The organism is Paenibacillus sp. NPDC058898, from assembly GCF_049316025.1.
GTDB lineage: Bacteria > Bacillota > Bacilli > Paenibacillales > Paenibacillaceae > Paenibacillus_AQ.
Map to the genome: position 1 here is coordinate 273,322 of NZ_JBMOSM010000002.1, position 21,214 is coordinate 294,535.

Annotated in this window: 20 protein-coding genes; 9 read left to right on the plus strand and 11 right to left on the minus strand. The window is 50.8% G+C overall.

Going from position 1 to position 21,214, the window contains the following annotated elements; all coding sequences use genetic code 11:
* Position 1: 1 nt before the first annotated feature.
* Entirely contained in the window at positions 2 to 1,081 is a 1,080-nt protein-coding gene (locus ACOZB4_RS05455; protein ID WP_076325726.1) for a tetraprenyl-beta-curcumene synthase family protein, read from the minus strand.
* 243 nt (positions 1,082 to 1,324) lie between these two features.
* Here ACOZB4_RS05455 and ACOZB4_RS05460 point away from each other — a divergent pair, with 243 nt between their 5' ends.
* Positions 1,325 to 2,515: an MFS transporter gene (locus ACOZB4_RS05460; RefSeq protein ID WP_379414298.1), complete on the plus strand. Its 1,191-nt coding sequence runs from the start codon at positions 1,325 to 1,327 to the stop codon at positions 2,513 to 2,515.
* Between the two features lie 194 nt (positions 2,516 to 2,709).
* Here ACOZB4_RS05460 and ACOZB4_RS05465 read toward each other — a convergent pair whose 3' ends face one another.
* Complete coding sequence (locus ACOZB4_RS05465) at positions 2,710 to 2,907, minus strand: cold shock domain-containing protein (protein ID WP_006211711.1); 198 nt, start codon at positions 2,905 to 2,907, stop codon at positions 2,710 to 2,712.
* Positions 2,908 to 3,102: 195 nt separating this feature from the next.
* Here ACOZB4_RS05465 and ACOZB4_RS05470 point away from each other — a divergent pair, with 195 nt between their 5' ends.
* The 5 genes from ACOZB4_RS05470 to ACOZB4_RS05490 all read left to right on the plus strand — a co-directional run bounded on the left by ACOZB4_RS05470 (position 3,103) and on the right by ACOZB4_RS05490 (position 7,026).
* The gene (locus tag ACOZB4_RS05470) at positions 3,103 to 3,336 is read left to right on the plus strand and encodes a hypothetical protein (RefSeq protein ID WP_076325724.1); all 234 of its coding nucleotides are present in this window, start codon (positions 3,103 to 3,105) and stop codon (positions 3,334 to 3,336) included.
* Between the two features lie 3 nt (positions 3,337 to 3,339).
* Positions 3,340 to 3,522 carry a hypothetical protein gene (locus ACOZB4_RS05475; protein ID WP_076325723.1) on the plus strand — a complete coding sequence of 61 codons (183 nt, stop codon included), beginning with the start codon at positions 3,340 to 3,342 and terminating at the stop codon, positions 3,520 to 3,522.
* A gap of 200 nt (positions 3,523 to 3,722) precedes the next feature.
* Positions 3,723 to 5,513: an oligoendopeptidase F gene (gene pepF, locus ACOZB4_RS05480; RefSeq protein ID WP_379414297.1), complete on the plus strand. Its 1,791-nt coding sequence runs from the start codon at positions 3,723 to 3,725 to the stop codon at positions 5,511 to 5,513.
* Positions 5,514 to 5,622: 109 nt separating this feature from the next.
* On the plus strand, positions 5,623 to 5,952 hold the full coding sequence (locus ACOZB4_RS05485) for a LapA family protein (RefSeq protein ID WP_076325721.1): 330 nt from the start codon (positions 5,623 to 5,625) through the stop codon (positions 5,950 to 5,952).
* Between the two features lie 39 nt (positions 5,953 to 5,991).
* Positions 5,992 to 7,026, plus strand: a complete 1,035-nt coding sequence (locus ACOZB4_RS05490; protein ID WP_076325720.1) for a M42 family metallopeptidase — start codon at positions 5,992 to 5,994, stop codon at positions 7,024 to 7,026.
* A 185-nt stretch (positions 7,027 to 7,211) separates the two neighbouring features.
* Here the strand turns inward: ACOZB4_RS05490 and taeA are convergent, their stop codons facing one another.
* The 7 genes from taeA to hemE all read right to left on the minus strand — a co-directional run bounded on the left by taeA (position 7,212) and on the right by hemE (position 14,989).
* Positions 7,212 to 9,158 carry an ABC-F type ribosomal protection protein TaeA gene (gene taeA, locus ACOZB4_RS05495; RefSeq protein WP_379414296.1) on the minus strand — a complete coding sequence of 649 codons (1,947 nt, stop codon included), beginning with the start codon at positions 9,156 to 9,158 and terminating at the stop codon, positions 7,212 to 7,214.
* 65 nt (positions 9,159 to 9,223) lie between these two features.
* Positions 9,224 to 10,030, minus strand: coding sequence for a DUF92 domain-containing protein (locus ACOZB4_RS05500; protein ID WP_339266840.1), 807 nt, complete (start codon positions 10,028 to 10,030; stop codon positions 9,224 to 9,226).
* A 32-nt stretch (positions 10,031 to 10,062) separates the two neighbouring features.
* Positions 10,063 to 10,686, minus strand: a complete 624-nt coding sequence (locus tag ACOZB4_RS05505) for a fumarylacetoacetate hydrolase family protein (RefSeq protein ID WP_339266842.1) — start codon at positions 10,684 to 10,686, stop codon at positions 10,063 to 10,065.
* A gap of 3 nt (positions 10,687 to 10,689) precedes the next feature.
* Entirely contained in the window at positions 10,690 to 11,463 is a 774-nt protein-coding gene (locus ACOZB4_RS05510; RefSeq protein ID WP_076325716.1) for a glycerophosphodiester phosphodiesterase, read from the minus strand.
* A gap of 32 nt (positions 11,464 to 11,495) precedes the next feature.
* Positions 11,496 to 12,812, minus strand: coding sequence for a CapA family protein (locus ACOZB4_RS05515; RefSeq protein WP_379414295.1), 1,317 nt, complete (start codon positions 12,810 to 12,812; stop codon positions 11,496 to 11,498).
* A gap of 141 nt (positions 12,813 to 12,953) precedes the next feature.
* Complete coding sequence (hemH, locus tag ACOZB4_RS05520; protein ID WP_379414294.1) at positions 12,954 to 13,895, minus strand: ferrochelatase; 942 nt, start codon at positions 13,893 to 13,895, stop codon at positions 12,954 to 12,956.
* A gap of 35 nt (positions 13,896 to 13,930) precedes the next feature.
* A complete protein-coding gene (gene hemE, locus ACOZB4_RS05525) occupies positions 13,931 to 14,989 on the minus strand; it encodes a uroporphyrinogen decarboxylase (RefSeq protein WP_379414293.1) in 1,059 nt (352 codons plus the stop codon).
* Between the two features lie 237 nt (positions 14,990 to 15,226).
* Here hemE and ACOZB4_RS05530 point away from each other — a divergent pair, with 237 nt between their 5' ends.
* A complete protein-coding gene (locus ACOZB4_RS05530; protein ID WP_076325712.1) occupies positions 15,227 to 16,438 on the plus strand; it encodes an MFS transporter in 1,212 nt (403 codons plus the stop codon).
* Between the two features lie 234 nt (positions 16,439 to 16,672).
* Here ACOZB4_RS05530 and ACOZB4_RS05535 read toward each other — a convergent pair whose 3' ends face one another.
* Positions 16,673 to 17,308, minus strand: a complete 636-nt coding sequence (locus tag ACOZB4_RS05535) for an O-methyltransferase (RefSeq protein ID WP_379414292.1) — start codon at positions 17,306 to 17,308, stop codon at positions 16,673 to 16,675.
* Positions 17,309 to 17,470: 162 nt separating this feature from the next.
* Here ACOZB4_RS05535 and ACOZB4_RS05540 point away from each other — a divergent pair, with 162 nt between their 5' ends.
* Both ACOZB4_RS05540 and ACOZB4_RS05545 read left to right on the plus strand, forming a co-directional pair.
* Positions 17,471 to 18,619: a THUMP domain-containing class I SAM-dependent RNA methyltransferase gene (locus tag ACOZB4_RS05540; RefSeq protein WP_379414291.1), complete on the plus strand. Its 1,149-nt coding sequence runs from the start codon at positions 17,471 to 17,473 to the stop codon at positions 18,617 to 18,619.
* 105 nt (positions 18,620 to 18,724) lie between these two features.
* On the plus strand, positions 18,725 to 20,710 hold the full coding sequence (locus ACOZB4_RS05545) for an LTA synthase family protein (protein WP_379414290.1): 1,986 nt from the start codon (positions 18,725 to 18,727) through the stop codon (positions 20,708 to 20,710).
* 192 nt (positions 20,711 to 20,902) lie between these two features.
* Here ACOZB4_RS05545 and ACOZB4_RS05550 read toward each other — a convergent pair whose 3' ends face one another.
* Entirely contained in the window at positions 20,903 to 21,112 is a 210-nt protein-coding gene (locus ACOZB4_RS05550; RefSeq protein WP_379414289.1) for a hypothetical protein, read from the minus strand.
* Positions 21,113 to 21,214: the final 102 nt, after the last annotated feature.

The window sequence follows — 21,214 nt, forward strand, 5'->3', positions numbered from 1 at the left end:
CTCATGCTTTATGCTTACGAATCCATCGGCTGTTGACGTAGAAAAAGATCCGGGTCATCGGACTCTTCTTCATCAAACGTTTGGATACGGAGCGAACCAGCTGCTGCTCGCTGACTTTTGGATCGGATAAATATAACGCCAGTAACCCCTCAATGATCATACGATGAAAAGGGGTCGAGGGAATTGTTCTGACATCCTTCCGGGCCCACTCAACTATGGAAGCTATACGGTTCAGCATCGTATCGGCATCTTCGTAATAATTACAAAAGTTCAGATCGCCACCCAGCCTGTCTTCGTCTTGATCAATAAGATAATCCAGCATAATGTGGAGACTGCATACATTCGGAAAATAAGACGCATGAATGGACGATGCATCCTCGTCATCCAGAAACGGATCAGTTGCAGCCAAGAATAGCATGAACACACCCAAGGTTGATCCCGTTGCAGCCGCAAACTCGTTCCACCGCAGATGCGGTGTCCGATGAGCATGCTGGGACCACCATTCAAGCAATGCCGCTTCTCTCTTATCCGGATGGATGTGCTTGTGTACCTGCAAATCGGTATACAGCCCAGCCAAATCCCTTATGTAGGGCTTTGCCGCTTCATATCCTGATAATTGACCGATGCAATCCCGGCATTTCTGCACAAGACGGAGAAGGTAACCTCCATCCTCCCTTTCGGTCCGGAGAGCGTAATAATCGGCCGGCTCAGTCTCAGGCGTAACGGCATCCAACATCGACTGATGGAGCTGTCTGAAATCCGCTGGATCCAGCGAAGTACTACGGTCACATAAATTATCGAGATAATCGCTAATTGTCTGGTAAGCTACAATCAATGGAATGAGAATATGCTTCTCCGGCAGATTGGCTGCGGCATACACCGCTCCGCCCTGGCAGTGAAATCTTTTGTTATCTATACTGGCCAGTGCCTGCTTTCGTAGCTCCTCATCCGGAATTTGCTCAGCCTCCCGGCGCCACTTCTCCAATTCGATCCGCACTTCCGGAAGTATGAATTTATACACCCGGCTCATCAGCCCAACCGGACTGCGCGGAACTTTGCGGCTTAGCTCTTGATTATTCAATGAACTCTGCCTCCACATGGTTGTCTTTTTATACCTATCCAAATCAAACCTATTATAATATGATCGTTCATTTTGCACAAATAACACAAATCATTGACGGCGTACGGTAGTTGGACGCGTCCTATAATCCATCTATCTCCATTATGCGATATGTTATATACTAGTCGGAGCTGAATAACAGACCATGAACCTCATAAATAGCGTTATCTATACGGGCTCATGAAAAGAACGGAGATCCCCAGCATGAAACTTCCCGCTACGCCCAGACCGGATCAGAATTGGCTGCGCGCCTTTATGTTTACGATTTTTGGCACGACAGCCCTCGTCATTTCCTATTTCCCGTTATATTTCAAAGAAATCGGCTTCAGCAGCGCGCAGATCGGTTATCTGTATGCCATCGGCCCGCTTATATCCATGTTCTCCAATATGATTTGGAGTTACACCAGCGACAAATACCAGACTATCAAACGTATTATGAACATTCTGATTATCGGACAGCTCGTCACGATGCTTGTGTTGTGGCAGGTTGCAAGCTTCGGCGTTGTATTGTTCACCATCAGTCTGTTTTATTTTTTCTACTATCCGGTCTATCCCCTGGCGGATACGATGGCCATCCAAACGGCACAGAGGTATGGACGCAGCTTTACCGTCATTCGCGTATTCGGCTCACTCGGCTATGCGTTCTTCGCGCTTGCCATTGGATATGCCATCGGTGCTGCAGGCGCATCGGCCACACTGGCGATCGGCATTGGAATCGGCGTGTTCACACTGCTCTGCTCGTTTCTTCTCCGCGACGGAGTTGCTGTCAAGTCAGAGCCTGTTAAGCTGGGAGCCCTCCTCAAAATATTGCGTTCCAAAGAAATATTATGGTTCTTCGGCTGCACGTTCTGCCTTGCCATCGCCCACCGTATGAATGAAGCCTTTCTTACGCTTACTTTATCCGAGCTCGGTGCGGGCGAAGGACTCATCGGCTGGTCCTTAATGGTCTCGGCTGGCAGCGAGATCCCGATTTTCTTCCTGCTGAGCAAGTATGGCGACAAGATAAAGGAGCTGCCGCTGCTGACCTTTGCAAGCCTAATGTTTGCGCTCCGTTTCCTGCTCATGGCCCTGGCAGCTGATCCGTTGTCCGTGCTCGCGGTTCAGTCGCTTCACAGCATTACTTTCGGCGTGTTCTATGTAACCGCCGTGCGTTATATTACAAGGATCATTCCTTGGCAGTACCGCGCGACCGGCATGGCTCTATTCATTATCTTCTGGTCAAGCGTTTCAGGACTTCTCAGCGGAGCCTTCGGCGGTTTGCTGTTCGAAGCGGCAGGAAGACCGGCCTTCTACCAGCTTGCAGCCCTCCTGGCCTTAATCGCTGGTCTCGGGTTTCTTTACCGGCACCTCTTTGCCAAGCCGGAGGATATGAATGTCGGCGGAATCAGCGCTTAGAGGATCCGCTTGGATATCCCTCGCTTGCTCCAAAACAATAAAGGCAAGTACGGAGCAAAAATCATCCGTACTTGCCTTTGCTTTCTAATGACACTGGCTTGACCCAGCAGAATACAAAAAAGCACAGTTCTCAAAACCGAGAACTGTGCTTCATGCCTTGGTAATTCTATAAGATCTCCGTATTAGGAGCTAACTTACAGTTTTGTTACGTTGGCTGCTTGAGGACCACGGTTACCTTCAGTGATGTCGAACTCAACCGCTTGACCTTCTTCCAAACTCTTGAAGCCTTCTTCTTGAATTGCGGAGAAGTGTACGAATACATCCTCGCCACCTTCAACGGAAATGAAGCCGTAACCTTTTTCTGCGTTAAACCATTTAACTGTACCTTTCAAATGAACAACCTCCTAAAAATACCGCCATCTATGGCGAATATCCATATTATATCCCATGTTTTCTGACAATGCAATCCGTCAATTCGCCCTAAGGGGCTTTTTTTGAACCACTATTTAACAGAAGATTATTTGCTTTTACGCCCACGAGTGCGTTATCATTTACCCAAAAGCCTAAGTAGCAAACGGAGAATGCATATGATCAAAAAACATGAAATATACAAAAAAGACAAGTGGAACATGATGACGGTTGAAGTTCAGGGCCGGTACATCGTTCTACGCGAAATTTCTGACCAGTGGGGCGAAGAGACCCATACCTTTATGAGTCGGCCAGCCTTGATGCACTGGGCTCAAAACCGTTTCCCCAAAGCAGATTTTGAAGGCCGGGAAGATGAGTGGAGAGAAATGATGGCTGCTTTTAAGCAGGTGTAGAGCATGGATTATACAAATATTGTCATCTTCATTATTCTTGCGTTCAGTCTCGGTGCCGTCATGATCATGTACCGGGATAAGATACCGCCAAGACTGAGGAAGGGGATGGCCCTGATTGCCGTCGCCTTCATCTTGTTTGCCTTTTACCTTATTGTATACAGTTTCTTGAATCCAGGTTCCTCGTAAATTTATAGGATGAAATTGGCGGGTACGCGGCATACTATCGCTCGGATGCTTCAATTTCGAGGAGGTATTATGCCATGAGAGGCGCCAAGGTGCTCAGCATGACAATTGCAATCTGCCTGATCGCTCTAACTACCCGCAACGAAGTCTTATCTGAAGGAACCCGGACTCCAACTAATACATATCATTCAAGGAGGATTTCCATGGAACAATTGTTAAAACGCGCTGATGTCCCTAAAGAGCATCAATGGAAGCTTGAAGATTTATTCGCTGACCAGAAGGCATGGGATGCGAGCTTTGCGGAGCTGAAGAATCTTCTGAAACGCACAGCCGATTATCAAGGCAAGTTAACCAACGCGGCTTCCATCAAGGAATGCTTTGAGCTTGAAGACGAAATCTCATATCATGCCGAACGTTTATATGTTTATGCTCATATGCATCATGATGAGGATACAGCAAACCCTACATATCAGGCGCTATCTGCCAAAGCCAAAAAATTGAATGTCGAAGCCGGAGAAGCCCTCTCTTTCATTACGCCGGAAATTCTGTCCTTGTCCGAAGCGGAGCTTGACAAACTCATTGAAGACCCTTCCCTCAAGGAATTCAAATTTACGCTGTCCGAGATGAAACGGGAGAAAGCGCATGTTCTGTCCAAGACCGAAGAAGCGCTGCTGGCTCAAGTCGGCAACCTCTCCTCTGCGCCGCAGACCATTTTCGGTATGCTTAACAATGCGGATATGAAATTCCCGAAAATCAAAAACGAGGACGGCAAGGAAGTCGAGCTCACGCACGGCAACTATATTCAATTCTTGGAGAGCCCGAACCGCGAAGTTCGTGAGCGTGCTTTCAAAGCCGTATACGAAACCTATGGTAAGCAGAAAAACACGATTGCGGCTACGCTGAACGCCAATGTAAACAAAAATATGTTCTATTCCCGCGTACGCAAGTACCCTTCCGTTCTGGAAATGGCGCTCTATGGCGATAACATTCCGAAGGAAGTCTACACCAACCTGATCGACACCATTCACGAGAGCCTGCCGCTCCTCCACCGGTACATGGAGCTCCGCAAGAAGCTGCTGGGCGTGGATGAACTTCACATGTACGATTTGTTCGCACCGCTCGTAGAAGAGTACAAGTGGGACATCACTTACGAAGAAGCAAAAAAAATGACCAAGGAAGGCCTTACGCCGCTTGGTGAAGATTATCTCAGCAGCCTGCAAGCCGGATATGACAACGGCTGGATCGATGTATATGAGAATGAGAACAAACGGACTGGCGCATACAGCTGGGGCGCTTACGGCACCCATCCTTATGTGCTGCTGAATCATAAAGATAACCTGAACAGCATGTTTACCCTTGCTCATGAGATGGGTCATGCGCTTCACTCTTACTATTCCGACAACGCCCTGAAATACCGTGATGCCCAGTACACCATCTTCCTAGCTGAAGTGGCATCCACTACGAACGAAGCGTTGTTGATGGATTACTTGCTGAAAAACGCCAAAGATCCGAAGCAAAAAATGTACCTGCTCACCTACTATGCCGATCAATTCCGGACCACGGTATTCCGTCAAACGATGTTTGCCGAGTTCGAGAAGATTGTGCACGAACGCGCGGAGAGCGGCGAATCCCTGACCCCTCAAGACCTATCCGACATCTACTACGAGCTGAACGTGAAATATCACGGCAAGGGCATGCAGGTGGATAAGGAGATCGGCATGGAATGGGCACGGATTCCTCATTTCTACAACAGCTTCTATGTGTACAAATACGCCACTGGCTTCTCGGCTGCGACCAGCTTCTCCAAGCAAATCCTTGAAGAAGGCCAGCCTGCCGTTGACCGCTACCTCGGCTTCCTGAAGAGCGGCGGCAGCGATTACTCCATTAACATTCTCAAGAAGGCCGGCGTGGATATGTCCTCACCAGAGCCGATTCGTGAGGCGATGAGCGTGTTTGAAGACATCATCAGCCAAATGGAGCAATTGACGAAATAAGCAGCCTCTATAGCAGGATGAGCGATTCTTAAATTGACCAGTGGAATAAAATCCCTTGCCCTTTACAGGCAAGGGATTTTATACTGTTTGGAGGAAGGAGGTGTTCCCCATGAAAATTCAATGGTCGCTAATCGCAGCCTTATTATTTGCCCTGATTACGGCTGTATTCGCCGTCATCAACGTCAATCCGGTTGAAGTGAATCTGTTATTCGGCACAGTCAATGTACCGCTGATTCTGCTGATTATCGGGTGCTCACTGATCGGGGGACTGATTGTCGGCACGTTCGGCATTTACCGTCAATATCAAATGCAGAAAGAAATCCGTTCGTTAGCGGAGCAACTTATACATATCCGTGAAGTAACGGGATACACCCCTGAAGTACAAGCTGCCGAAGAGGAAAGCAAGAAAGAAGAGAAGGACGCCCCCGCTGCTGAATAGGGAGGGCGGTTCGTTTGAAACAAGGAGGCTTAACAATTCGTGTCGATACAACCGAATGAAACTTATGTGCTGGACCTGCTAAAAGAACTGCTCGATACACCGAGCCCTACCGGATATACCCAAGACATTATGAAGCGGATCGAACAGGAAGCCGCTTCGCTGAATGTCTCGCTGGAATGGAATGAAAAAGGCGGTGCCATCCTGTCCGTTCCTGGACAAGACGGCAGCCGTACAGTTGGACTGAGCGCTCATGTGGACACGCTTGGCGCGATGGTTCGTGCCGTAAAATCAGAGGGCACACTCCGGCTTACCTCCGTTGGCGGATACATGATGAACAGCATTGAGAATGAATACTGTATCATCCACACGCGCAGCGGCAAGAAATATACAGGCACCATCCTGTCCACGCATCCTTCCGTTCACGTGTACAGCGATGCTCGTGATTTCAAGCGCCAGGAAGCCCATATGGAGGTCCGGATCGACGAGCTGGTGGAGTCAGCCGATGATGTGAAGAAACTCGGCATTGGGGTTGGCGATTTTGTTTCCTTTGATGCTCGTCCGGTGATTACACCAAGCGGGTACATCAAATCGCGCCATCTGGATGACAAAGCCAGCGTTGCCGCCCTCTTCGGCTTGCTCGAAAGCATGAAGCGGGATAACTGGAAACCTAAACACAATGTGAAGCTTCTCATCTCGAACTATGAAGAAGTGGGACATGGCGCAGCCTACATTCCTGCCGACATCAATGAAATGATTGCGGTTGATATGGGCTGCATCGGCGATGACCTGAGCTGCAAGGAAACCGATGTATCCATCTGCGCGAAGGATTCATCCGGTCCCTATGACTATGACATGACCAGCCGTTTGATCCAGCTGGCCGAGAGCGAAGGCATTGCTTATGCAGTGGATGTCTACCCTCATTACGGCTCTGACGCCTCTGCGGCGCTTTCCGCGGGCAGCAACATCAAGGCCGCGCTGATCGGTCCCGGCGTTCATGCATCCCACGCCATGGAAAGAACACATAAACAAGCCGTTCTTAACACCGTTAAGCTGCTGGCAGCCTACGTCAGGTAAATCATTCATAAACAACGTCTATTTACGTACTTTCATAGAGGACCGTCCACGTTTAGAGGATGTTGTTCTTACGAATCTAACAAGGTTTCCGCTTCGCTGAAACCTTAATCTAACAAAGGGGCGTCCCGCCAAGGCATTATGCCTGGGGACGCCCCTTTGTTATTGATATGGATCGCTTAAAATTATTACGATTTCTTGCTCTGTTCAATCTTCTCCGCGAGTTCGTTCAAATAGGTCCAGCGTTCCATCAGATGCTCCAACTCACGTTCCGTTTCCTCTTGAGCCTTCATCAGCTCCTGAAGTCTGGCTGCATCGCTGCCGGCGGTCTCCATCTCCGATTGAATGGATGCCAGCTTGCTCTCTGCTGCTTCAATGAGGCCGTCAATCTGCTCATACTCCCGCTGTTCTTTGTAACTGAATTTCAAGCGCTCTCGCGGTGCTTCTTTAGCTGAATCGCTATCCGTGCCATCATTGCTCCCCGAAGCAGACTTGGAACTGGATGCTTCCATTTTACTCGCGGCAGCTTCACCACCATGGCGCTGCATCCATTCCGCATATTCGCTGTAGGAGCCGACATGGACACGGATCTCTCCGTTGCCCTCAAACGCCATTATCTTGTCTACCGTTCGATCCAGGAAAAAGCGATCATGGGATACCACGATACAGACGCCCGGGAACTCATCCAAATACTGCTCCAAGACGGACAATGTCTGGATGTCCAAATCATTCGTCGGTTCATCCAGCAGCAGCACATTCGGTGCGCTCATCAGCACCCGAAGCAGATACAACCGTCGCTTCTCGCCTCCGGACAGCTTCGCAATCGGCGTCCACTGCAGCGCGGGCGGGAACAGGAACCGCTCCAGCATCTGGGCCGCGGTAATCGCCGAGCCGTCCGCCATGCGGATAACCTCTGCTTCATCCTTGATATACTCAATCACGCGCTGACTACCATCCATCTCCTGATGCTCCTGCGTAAAATAACCGAGCTTGACCGTCGGTCCCAGCACGACTTCCCCGCCATCTGGCTGAATCAGCCCGGCAATCAGATTGAGCAGCGTGGATTTGCCGCTGCCGTTGGGGCCTACGATGCCAATTCGATCTTCGGGAACTGCGATGTAGGAAAGGTCCTGAATTAACGTTTTGTCGTCGATCTTCTTCCGGAGACCTTCGATCTCCAGAATTTTGCGTCCCAAGCGGGTGGAAGCGACTGAGACGTCAAGCTCACCAGAGCTGTGCACCATTTCCTGATCCTTGAGTTTCTCAAAGCGCTCAATTCTCGCCTTCTGCTTGGTCGTACGGGCCTTGGCACCTCTGCGAATCCAGGCAAGTTCGCTCCGCAGCAAATTCTGACGCTTTTGCTCGGAAGCAGCCTCGCGCTCCTCGCGTTCTGCCTTCAGCTCCAGAAAACGGCTGTAATTCGCCTCATATCGGAACAACCGTCCATGATCCAGCTCCAGCATGACATTCGCCACCCGGTCCAGAAAATACCGGTCATGCGTAATCATGAGCAGCGCACCGCGGCGCTTCTGCAAATACTGCTCCAGCCAGGCGACGGATTCATTATCAATATGGTTTGTCGGCTCGTCCAAAATGAGCAAATCGGAAGGCTGAATCAGAGCGGCGGCTAATGCCACTCGCTTACGCTGGCCGCCCGACAGCGTACCCATCTTCGCTTCATAATTCCGAATCCCCAGCTTGGACAGGATGGTTTTCGCATCGCTTTCAAGCTGCCACGCCTGCAGTGTATCCAGCGTCTGATTGAGCTTCAGCAGTTTCTGCTGCAGCTCCTCATGACTCGGATGCAGCTCCAGCAGCTCCATCGTTTCGGTGTACTCCCGCACCGCCTTCATCTCCGGAAGATCGCCCTCAAACACCTGCTGGAGGACGGTTTTGTCCGGATCAAACTCCGGGTTCTGTGCCAGGTAACGCACCCGGATGCGATTGCCCATCGATATTTTACCGGAGTCGGGCGGCTCGAGCCCTGCGATGACGCGCATAAACGTGGATTTCCCTGTGCCATTAACGCCGATAATGCCGACTTTATCCTGATCCTCCATTCCGAAGGACGCATCTTGAAACAGAATTTTATCCCCATAGCTTTTTGTTACCTGTTCGACGGTCAAAATATTCATTGTTATGATCCCTACTTACATCTATAGATTTCGTTGAGCGTTGTTTCATCGGTAAGATGGATACATTATAACGCAATCAGCACTGCAATCCCATAAGCTGCCGCGCCGCCGAGAAGTGAACTGACCAGATTAACTGCATCATTGGACATCCAAGCATATCCGCGCATGCGCACCGTATCTTGGCCGCAGTGTTGAGATACTTCCACTGATTTGCCGCACGCACGGCACCGATACATCACCTGTAAAGTCGCTCCGAGGTACGAATCGGCAAAAGCTCCAACCAATCCGCCCGCAAGGGCTGCCAGGACATACGGCCATATCTCTGCATCCATGCCGCTCCATCCAGCAAGTAACCATCCGCCTGCCCCAATCAGTATGCTCCCTACCGCTGCAGCCGTGGAGCCGACCCAGGAGACGCCGCCGGATTCGCCGGCGGTCAGTACCTTGCCGTTCAGCACGGAACGCGGAGGCTTCCGGCTAAGGCTGCCTAACTCCGTGGCCCAGGTATCCGCCGTTACGGTAGCCATAACACCTATAAACAGGAATACCCACAGATCGGACGGGAACCATGCGTTTATCAGACACAGCACCATACCGATGCCGCCATTGGCGAATACCTGGCCTGCATCCCGCCGGCCTGTCTTGGCATAGGATTTCTCCAAGTCTGCCTTCCGCTGTTTCCCGTACCGGGAGAGAAGTGTAGACGTTATGAAAAAAAGAAGCAGGGTTCCGAACCAAAACACGTTCCCTGCTCCGTAATATATGGTACCCATCAGAATAGCGGCCGCGGCTCCGGATTCCGATAGCGATCGTTTCCTGTATGCGGCTCCTGCCACGATAAGGGCACCTGCCGCTCCGATCAGCCAATCCATCTGTGACCCCTCCCATGATAAAGCATATCAGATTACCCGATTTCGCAGCGGCCCAGACGGACATCTCCCCAGAACAATTCGAATACGTCACCGGATTCCGTCGGACCTACGCCAGCCGGTGTACCCGTAAAGATTAAATCACCTTGACCAAGGCCATAATGTTCGCCGATGTAATCGATGATGCGCTGAAGGGAGAAGATCATATCCTTCACATTCCCGCGCTGTACCTCTTCGCCGTTCTTCCTTACGATAAAATCAATATCCGCCAGCTTCGCGGTTCCGGGAAACGCAATGGATGGCGTAAGCGGTGCAGAAGATTTAAACGCTTTTGCCGCGGTCCAAGGATGTCCCTTCTCCTTAATGACCGACTGTACATCACGCAGCGTGAAGTCGATGCCAAGAGCCATCGTTTTTACAAGCTCGTCAACACTTTTGCCTGGCGCGTAATCCTCTGCGAGCTGTATAACAAACTCACCTTCAAAATGAAGACTGCCGCGGTCCATCGGCAGCTTCAACACGCTGCCATCCAGCGGAACGACGGCATGCGAGGGTTTAAGAAAAATCATCGGCTCTTCCGGTACGGCATTGCCGAGCTCCGCCGCATGCAATTGATAATTACGACCTACACAGTAAACGTTATTCACTAGGGCACACATACATTAAAACCTCCATTTTCTTCGCCAGAATGGAACTTTAGGTGCAATTTTATGGATAAAAATCTGCCCCCATGTATCGGGGCGGTTCGTACAGATCATGATGGCAGGATTCATTCTGGCCAGCGATCTCATGCTCTTCGCATCATCCACCGTCCAGGCCATCGGCGTAATGCCATTCTTCACCAAATCCGACGCGAAGGCCGCATCCAGATGGGAGTAGCCGATAGATAAAAAGGAGCATTTCATTTGCTTCAGGCGTGCTACCAAATTGCGAGGATGCGCATCAATAATAAGTCCGGTTCTCACATTAGGTTCCAATTCCTTCGCTTTCATCAAGGCTTTCGGCTCAAAGGAAGTGAGCACCACATCCGGAAGCATCCGGTGGGCATGAATCCGTTCCAGAACGGCCTTCTCAAGGCCAGGATACATATCTCCGCTTGTTTTAAGTTCGATATTAAGTTTCAATCGGCCTTTGACAAGCTGCAGGACTTCATCGAGCGATGGAACCTGCTCTCCCCTGAATTGGCGTCCCTTCCATTCTCCGGCGTCCATCCTCCGGATTTGCTGCCAGGTCAGATCCTTCACCTTGCCCTTCCCGGTCGTCGTACGATCCACGCTGAAGTCATGTATCACTACAGGGACCCCGTCCTGAGTCAATTGCACATCAATTTCCATCCAATGCACGAAGGGCTCATCCATCGCCATCTGAATGGCTGCGCGCGTATTTTCAGGTGCTTTACCGGAAAACCCCCGGTGAGCCACACATAAATTGTTCATGGTGGGACCTCCTTGATGTAACGTTTAACGAATTATTCCACAGCCTTGCCTGCTATAACTTCACCATCAAGCGCTATTTTGACGCCGCCGACGGATCGCTTCTCCACCTCTTTCAGCAAGGATTCAGCTTCTTTGCCTTCAAGCGGGATGACCTGTCCGATCTCCGTTCGGTAAGGCGTCAGCTTCAAGTCACAGTCTCCTTGCTTGCTGCATGACGCCTGAAATACGGCTGTTTTCCACGTATCTTCATTCGACGATTTAGTAAATATAAAATTGCCGGTACTATACGCAATCCACTTGCCTTTGTACTGCTCCAATCCCTGCAGCACATGGGAGTGCCCGCCGATAATCAGGTCAGCCCCGCCGTCAATGAACGCGCGTGAGAGATTGATCTGATGGACATTCGGCGTCTTATGAAGCTCCTCGCCCCAATGGGCAATCACGACCACCAGATCGGCCTTAGAACGCGCTGTCTGGATCGCTTCAACCGCCTTGGGCAGCACATGGTCATACGCCCCGGCCACCCCAGGCCTGTTCTCCAGCGCGTACCAGGTCGTTTCCGGGAGCACACGGCTGAATCCAAGCAATGCAACCTTCATGCCCTGAAGCTCGAAATACTGGGCCGCGAAGGCTTCTTCCTCATTCCTTCCCGCTCCCACATAACGGATATCCTGGTCCTTCAAGTGCTTCAAGGTATCCAAAAGTCCTTCTTGGCCTTGATCCAGGATGTGATTGTTAGCCAGATTAACGGCCTCTACTCCTGCATCTCGGAGAGCCGGCAATACGTCCGGTGAGGACTTGAATACGAATTTCTTATTGGCCGCGCCAACGCCTCCGGTCGTAACCGGCGTTTCCAGATTAAGCACGGTTAGATCGTCCTCCAGGAATGCGGTGCCCAGATGCTTGTAGGGATAATCATATCCGTGCTTCTTCAGCTCAGCCTCCACCTTGCCCGAGAACAAGGTATCCCCTGCAAAATGCATAACCACCCGCTTTGCCATCGCGGAATCGGTAGGATCATCTGTTGCGCTGCCTTCTGGCTCGGTCCTATCGGAACCTGGGGGTTCGCCAGTCTCCGTCGTCTTCGGAGGCTTTGAATCCGCCCCCTCCCCGTCAGCTTGTTGTCCGGAGCCGGGGCTATCCGCCTGAGCCCCTTCCATGCCAAAGTCCGGCATACCAGGCGGATAAGCCGTTTGCTGAACAGGATCTTCCTTAAATTTAAAATGATAGACAAGCAAAGCAGCGATCATAAAAATCAAACATAAGTTAAGCATGATCCAAACCTGTCCGGTTCGCTGCTTACGGGCCTTCTTCTCGGCCTTGCTTTTCTCTGATCGTGACAGATGCATAGGTCACTCCTTTATTCACTTATGAGCTCGCGTTATAAGTCGCTTCCCCCATTATACCAGCTTCCATATAAAGAATAGAACCCCCCGTCACCGGGGAGTTCCATATCTAAGCTTCTATTCGAATTTCCGGTAATAACGGATTTACAGACCTATCAAGGTGATCACGGAATCGCTGAGCGCTTCCATGTAAAGCGGGTCACTGTTCAAGGAGCCGATGCGCTCAAGCCGCATATCCATTTCCTTGGCAATGCTTTTGGCTTCAATATCCAGATCGTACAGGACCTCAAGATGATCCGAGACGAAACCGACCGGTGCAACCAGTACATCCTCGACCTGCTCTTCTTTATTCAGCGTTTGCAGCGTATCCAGAATGTCAGGACCGAGCCAAGGCTCCGCCGTCCGACCAGCACTTTGCCATGTGAACTGCCACTTCTTGACGCCGGCCTGTTCGGCTACGGCTTTGGATGTCTCAAGCAGCTGCTCCTGATAAGGATCTCCGATGGACAAAATGCGTTCCGGGAGGCTGTGAGCACTGAACAGCACTCTCACGCTGTCCCGGTCAGCCCCTGCTTCCTCGAACTGGTTCAGCTTGGCGGACAGCCGGTCTGCAAAGGCCTCGATCAGCTTCGGATGCATGTGATAGCTCTCCACAAACGAGATCTCAAGTCCCAACTCATCCGCTTTGGCTTGAGCGCGCTTCACGTAGGATCCGATGCTCATCGTGGAGTAATGAGGAGCCAGCACGATGCCGACGGCTTCCTTAATGTCGTCCCGCACCATTTGCTCAACACCATCTTCAATGTACGGAGCTGCGTGCTTCAGTCCCTGATAGCATACAAACTCAAGATCGATCGCGCGAGGATCCGCATTTAATGTATCCTCCAGCGTGCGTACCTGTCGGTCCGTATTCTCCCGGAGTGGAAAGACCCCCCCAACAATCGCCTCATAGCGGTCAGTAAGCTCCTTGAGCTGCTCCTCCGACGGCTTGTTCCCGCGACGAATGTGGGTATAATAACTCTCGATTCCTTCCATGTTCTCCGGAGTACCGTAGGACATAACCAACACGCCAATCTTGTTCTTCATACCAACTCACCTCTGACTATTAAAATATTCAACATTTAAGAGCGTTGTGCACCTGCGTGCAGTGCCTGAGCGGAGTATTCGTGAATATACGATGTCAACTCACGCAGTTTCTCTAGCGAAGCCTCCGGGAATAAACCGTGCCCTAGATTAAACACAAAGCCGGGCTCCTGAATCCCTTGATCGATAATCTCCTTCGCATACTGCTGGATGACCGGCATCGGTCCGGTCAGAACGGTCGGGTCCAGATTGCCCTGAACAGCATACTTATGCTCTAAACGGCTGCGTCCTTCTGCAATGGACACTCGCCAGTCGAGACCGATGACATCCGTGCTGAGATGCGTAAGCGTAGGGAGCAGCTCACCCGAGCTCACGCCTGGAAAATAAATTTTCGGAACACTCAGGTCCTGAAGCTCCGCAAAAATACGCGTAATGGTTGGTAGGACAAACGTTTGGAAATCCTGTGGAGACAATGCCCCCACCCAGCTGTCGAACAATTGAAACGCTTTCCCTCCGTTAGCGACGTGGGCACGCAAATAAGCGATCACCATATCCCCAAGTTTGTCCATCAGCAAGAACCATACCTTCGGCTCACTGTACATGAGCTCTTTCGTGCGAAGATAATTTTTGGATGGTCTGCCTTCGATCAGATAGCTGGCAATCGTGAACGGAGCACCGGCAAACGTGATTAGCGGCACTTCCAGCTCCTTATCCAGGATACGGATCGTCTCCAGGATATGTCCAAGATCCCCCTCGACATCAATCGGGCGTAGTTTCTCTACATCTGCCGCAGATCGGATCGGATTATCAATCACCGGGCCGATATTTTTCACGATATCGAAGTCTACCCCGATTGAGGCAACGGGATTCATAATATCGGAATATAAAATAGCCGCGTCTACACCAAGCTTCCGTACGGGCATCAAGGTTACCTCTGCCGCCAGCTCCGGTTGACTGCATATTTCCAGTAAGGAGTACTTTTCTTTAATCTTTCGATACTCCGGGTCGTAGCGTCCCGCTTGACGCATGTACCACACAGGAACATGATTCACTTCCTGCTTACGGCAAGCGCGAATGAATTGATCGTTATAGGTCATGATTAGGCCCCCATCAATGTGTATAAAGTTTCCTAAATTTCATTATGCCCTTTTTAAAAGTAAGTAACAACCGTCTTACATGGACATCCTATGAAAATCACATGACAATCTTATGACATTGTTAGCTTTTGGCACTTTTTAAATATGTTATACTGAAAGAACGGCATTTTTAGGGTACTCCCGCAATTCGCCCGGTCATTCCGGGCTCGACAGCTTAGAAAGGAAGTGAAGGGCACATTGACCAATTGGAAAATCAATCTCATTGTGCTTTGGTTCGGACAGTTTTTGGTCAACTCCGGGATGACAATGATCACCCCGTTCCTGACTTTATACCTGGCGCAAGACCTGAATGTTGTTGGAGACCGGGAAATAGGACTATGGGCAGGATTGATATTCGCCGCCAACTTCCTGACATCATTCATTTTTCAACCGATCTGGGGAAAAGTCGCCGATAAATACGGACGCAAAATCATGCTGCTGCGCTCCGGCTTCGGCATGGCGCTGGTCATTGCCTGCATGGGCTTTGCTACCCATCCATGGCATCTGCTGGTTCTGCGTTTGCTGAACGGTACCATATCGGGATTTAATCCTGCGGCGATATCGCTCGTATCAAGCACGACGCCCAAGAATCGAATGGGATTTGCGATGGGCATCATGCAGTCCGGACAAGTTGCAGGCACCATTCTCGGTCCGTTGATCGGCGGACTCATGGCCAGCTGGGTCGGATTCCGTCCAATCTTCTATATCACCGGCGGACTGATCTTTGCCGCTTCGATGCTTGCCTTGTTCCTGGTTAAAGAAAACTTCAACCGCGAGCAGGCAGCCAAGGCGCCGCAGCCCTCGGTTATTGCCGGGCTTAAAGAGCTGAGCCACATTCCGCAGCTGCCGGCGTTGTTCGCCGTCACGTTCCTGCTGCAATTCGCCATGATTAGTCCCATGGCACTGCTCCCGCTGTACGTTCAGAAGCTGCATGGAACCGCGGTGGATATTGCGATATGGGCCGGGTTCGTTGTAGCCGTAACGGGGCTGTCAAACATGATCGCCTCCCCGATTCTCGGCAAGCTCAGCGACAAGGTCGGTGCGCACCGCATTTTGACCTACGCCTTGATCGGTACGGGACTTACGCTGATCCCGCAAGCCTTCGTTCAATCGGTGTGGCAGTTGATTATTGTACGATTCATGATGGGCGTCTTCATGGGCGGGCTGCTGCCGAGTGTCAACGCGCTGATTCGCTCTTACACGCCGGACGGCATGGAAAGCCGCTCCTTTGGTTTCAATACAAGCTCGCTTGCGCTTGGCAACATGCTGGGCGCGGTGATCGGCGGATTCTTATCCGGTTTCATCGGAATCGAAGGATTGTTTATTACTTCCGGCTGCCTGTTGATCATCAATATGATGTGGGTGAGACGAAAGCTGTTCTCGCAAAAGCCTTCGCCCAAATATCGTTGATCCCAGGAGTCTGTCATCTAAGATGGAGCTAGTCTCCCAAACCAAACAACAAAGGGCTGTCCCGTGGTCTACATCGACCCGAGGACAGCCCTTTACTATATTCATGTACCCGTGAAATCACCTACATCCATGGGCCATGCGCCGGATTATACCAGGCGGCAAGCTACAAAATGACCCGGGTGCACTCCTTCCAATGGTTATCTGATCGTCCAGCACATCTCGCTATTGATTGTTTCATCCTTTAACTCGTGCAAGGATCAGCCCGTCATAAGCTGGCAGCAGCGTGCTAACCACCCTCTTGTCCGTCGCGATGATTTCATTAAACCGGCGTACCGCTTGAACCGAAGGACCGTTCTTCTCCGAGTTCAGCGTTCTGCCGCGCAAAAAGCAGTTATCCCCCGCTATAAGCGCACCCGGATTCGCAAGCTCCAAGGCATATTCCAAGTACCGAGGATAGTTCTCCTTATCCGCATCAATAAAGAAAAAATCGAATGTCCGCCCTTCCTGCTTCAAAGCTTCCAGACTATCCGCCGCCGGACCGATGCGGTACTCCACCTGATCCTTGAATCCGGCCTTCTCCAGATGCCTGCCTGCAAGTTGCGCATATTCTTCCTTCAGCTCGAGTGAGGTGAGTTTGCCGTCCGCAGGAAGCCCTCGGCACAGACAGATGCCGCTATAACCGCCAAGGGCACCGATTTCGAGAATATTTCTAGCGCCGGCCGTCTGTACCAGCATGGTCAGGAGTCGGCCATATGCCGGTGCCACCGAAACCTCCGGCATCCCATGCTCGCGGATGGCCTCTATGACGAACTGAAGCTCTTCATCTTCAGGGTATAATTGGTTAACATAATCATCAGGGGTCGTAAGCAATGAAGACGCCTCCTTTGTCTTAATAAGATGCGTTGTTTCCCGTTAAACCTAACGAGAACTATCATATGATAATTGTCTTAGTCAATGCAATCGCCTATACTATATAGATTGAACCGGCGGCGACTATCGCCGTACACATGTTAAATGGAGTTGACATCGTTAATGCCTCGATTACAATTGATCGCGACGGCCCCGATGGGGCTGGAAGCTGTCGTTGCCCGCGAGTTGAAAGAGCTCGGGTACACCGACATGGAAGTAGAGAATGGTAGAGTTACCTTTTCAGGTGACCTGATTGATATTTGCCGCTGCAATCTGTGGCTCCGGACGTCGGACCGTATTCTCGTCAAGATGGGTGAGTTTAAAGCCTTTACCTTCGACGAACTCTTTGAAGGAACCAAAGCTCTTCCATGGGAAGAGTGGATTCCGGCGGATGGCGAATTTCCTGTGGAAGGGCGTTCCCATAAATCGCAGCTTAGCAGCGTTCCCGCCTGTCAGGGCATCGTGAAAAAAGCAATCGTGGAGAAGCTGAAGCTCTCGCACCGTACGGAATGGTTCCCCGAGGACGGCCCCCGTTATGTAGTCGAGGTTTCTCTCTTGAAGGATCGAGCCATACTGACCCTTGATACTACAGGGCCAGCCCTTCATAAACGTGGCTACCGAAAGCTGGTTACGGAAGCTCCGCTGAAGGAAACCATGGCTTCCGCTCTGCTGCAATTAAGCCGCTGGGGCCCGCATCGTCCGTTGTATGACCCGTGCTGCGGTTCAGGCACCATTCTGATCGAAGCCGCGATGATGGCCTGGAATATTGCGCCCGGCCTGCGCCGCTCGTTCCCGTCCGAGCATTGGGATATCATCGGAAATGACCTCTGGGAAGATGCGCGCGAGGAGGCTTTTGACGCTGTGAAGGACGATTTTCCGCTGCATATCGCCGGAAGCGATATCGACCCGAAAGCGATCGAAGTAGCCAAAGCTGCCGCCAAAAGTGCGGGACTTGCTGGCGAAATCGACTTTAGAGTGCTCCCTGCAGCCAAAGCCATACCTGAAGGTGAATATGGTTGTTTTATCACCAATCCACCCTATGGCGAGCGGTTAAGCGAGAAAGAGGAGGTTGAACGTCTCATCCGCCAGCTCGGATCCGTATCGCATTCACTCCCGACCTGGTCCTTCTTCGCACTTAGCCCGACCAAGCAATTTGAGCATTACTTCGGCCGCAAGGCGGACAAGCGCCGCAAGCTGTTCAATGGCCGGATCGAATGCCAGTATTATCAATACCTGGGCCCCTTGCCGCCGCGTAACAAATCGGCGGAATAACGAAATGACGCTTCCTGCAATCGCCGCCCTTGGGCGGCTTTTTTGCTCGGTCATCCGGGCCAAGCTATAATAAAAGGATGTTTTTGAAAAAAGGAGGATACCCACGTGCTCTCATCCCCATCATGGAGCGATATCCGAAGCCGGGTCTCCAAAGGGCTGCATTACCGATACACCGCATATTTATTATTCCTTATCCTCATGATGTACAAGCTGATCATGCTTGATCATCATCTCCATATTACCAACATGAAGCTGGATCAGGCAGACTATGTGATCGCTGTCGGCTCGCTCCTGCTGATCTCCTTCTGGACCTTGTGGCTTCCGGCAAGAGGCCGGCTTGCGGCCTTAACTTTATTAAATCTCTTATGGACGGGGATTCTGTACGCCGATTTGATCTATTATCGCTACTTCGATGATTTCATTACAGTGCCGGTACTTATGCAGGCCGGACAAGTCGGTTCCCTCGGGGATAGCATTCGTTCCCTGATTCATGCGTCCGATCTGTTCTTTTTTATCGATTGGCTTATGATCGTCCCATTTACTGCCGTGATGGTGTTCCGCAAACGGAGATCCACCTTTGGAACCTACGCACTCCCGGGTGAATATCGCCAGCATCGGCGGAACCGGATCATTCGCCGTTTGGTAACAGGCACACTTGTGTTCATCCTCGGCATGGTCATGACTTTCATTCCGATCAAAAAAGCGTCCAATACATGGGCCGTTGGCCTCTTTGAAGGCAATTGGTGGAATATTACGCTATATAATGTGACAGGACTGATCGGCTTTCACGGTTATGATATCTACCGTTATGGACGAGATCATCTCGTGGGGCAGCCCAAGCTTCCGGAAGAGGAAATCAATCAGATCAAGGCATGGTTTGATGCTAAACGTATGGAGCCGTCCGATACGGACGCCTTGTTCGGCAAGTATAAAGGCAGCAATGTCATCATGATTCAGACGGAGGCCTTCATGAATTTTGTCATCGGCCAGTCGATCGGGGGGCAGGAAATCACCCCAAACTTCAACCGTTTGATGAAGGACAGTATGTATTTCAGCAATTTTTATCATCAAACCGGTCAAGGGCGAACGTCCGACGCGGACTTTGTCACGCACAGCTCCTTGCTTCCGCTACCTACAGGTTCCGTATTCACGCGATATGCTGATCGCGAGTACGATACCCTTCCGGAGATTCTGAAAGAACAGGGCTATGGCGCAAACGTGTTCCATGCCTATGACAGCAGCTTCTGGAACCGTACCACAATGTACCGAGAAATGAATTATGACCGGTTTTACAGCAAGAAAGATTTTGAAATGAACGATGTGCAGGGATGGTCATTGAGCGACAAAGCGTTCTTCGCGCAATCGCTGGATGCGATGAAAGGCATCAAAGAGCCCTTCTATTCCTTCCTGATTACGTTAACGAGCCATCATCCGTATTATGTCCCCAAGGATGGGGTGAAGCTGGATACAGGGGCTTTTGAAGGCTCAATATTCGGGAACTATTTGCAGTCGATCCACTATGTTGACGAAGCATTCGGCCAGTTTGTCGAGCAGATGAAACAGCAAGGACTGTGGGATAACACCATATTGATCATCTATGGGGATCACGACAATTCGATCAAAGAAAAAGCGGACTATGAGAAATTCCTGGGACGAGAACTGAATGCACTCGACATGGAGCAAATCATGAATCAGGTTCCCCTGCTCATCCGCCTGCCTGATGGGAAGCAAGCCGGAGTATATCCTGAAGCCGCTGGCATGATGAACGTGACACCAAGTATTCTTCATCTTCTCGGCGTGCCAAAAGAACCGTATTACTGGATCGGAAGCCATCTGTTTGATGACAAGCCGCGTCTAATTCCGCTGCGCAGCGGCGCATTCTCCGATGAGAAGGTGTTCTACCTGCCTACCGAAACAGCCGGACTTGAAGGCGGAACCTGCTACGATCTTGCGACGCGTCAGCCTACCGATATTCAGGCCTGCCGTGAAGGTTATGATAAAACACAGGAGCAGCTGCGTATTTCCGATCAAGTGATCACGTATGACCTGCTGAAGTTATTTAAATCACAGGGCGAAGCGAATGCCCGATAACCGGGCCTAACATTAGTAAATTTCAAATTTTGTTCAGCCTCTGATCGCTGTTGACTGGGGCTGCTTTAAACCAAACCAACCAGGCTGATCATATCCATCAGCCTGGTTGGTTTTTTGAGCTAGGCGTGTCCGAAGAGGCACGCCTAGCTGCATTTATGAAGAATCATCTTTTTACTGGTAACATTTCTTATATCAAGCCTGGCGGGTAACCGACTCAAGATGTTTTCTCCGATTGACAAGCGTTCCGTACATCAGCACAAGCCCCATCCATGCCAGGCTAGCTACAATCCCCAACGTCATATAGGCAATGTCAGGTGCAAAGAGTCGTATGGAATTCCAAGGGGAGCTTGTCAGACGCGTGAAGAGCGGAATGATGCCAGCTGACATCGCAAATAGAACCAAACTCAGCGGAAGCGTGAGATATCACTTCAAGTTGCGTTTCTTCATTCTTAGCAGCAACCATATCAGAATAGCGAGCAGGATGAACAAAGTTCCCGCCAATCC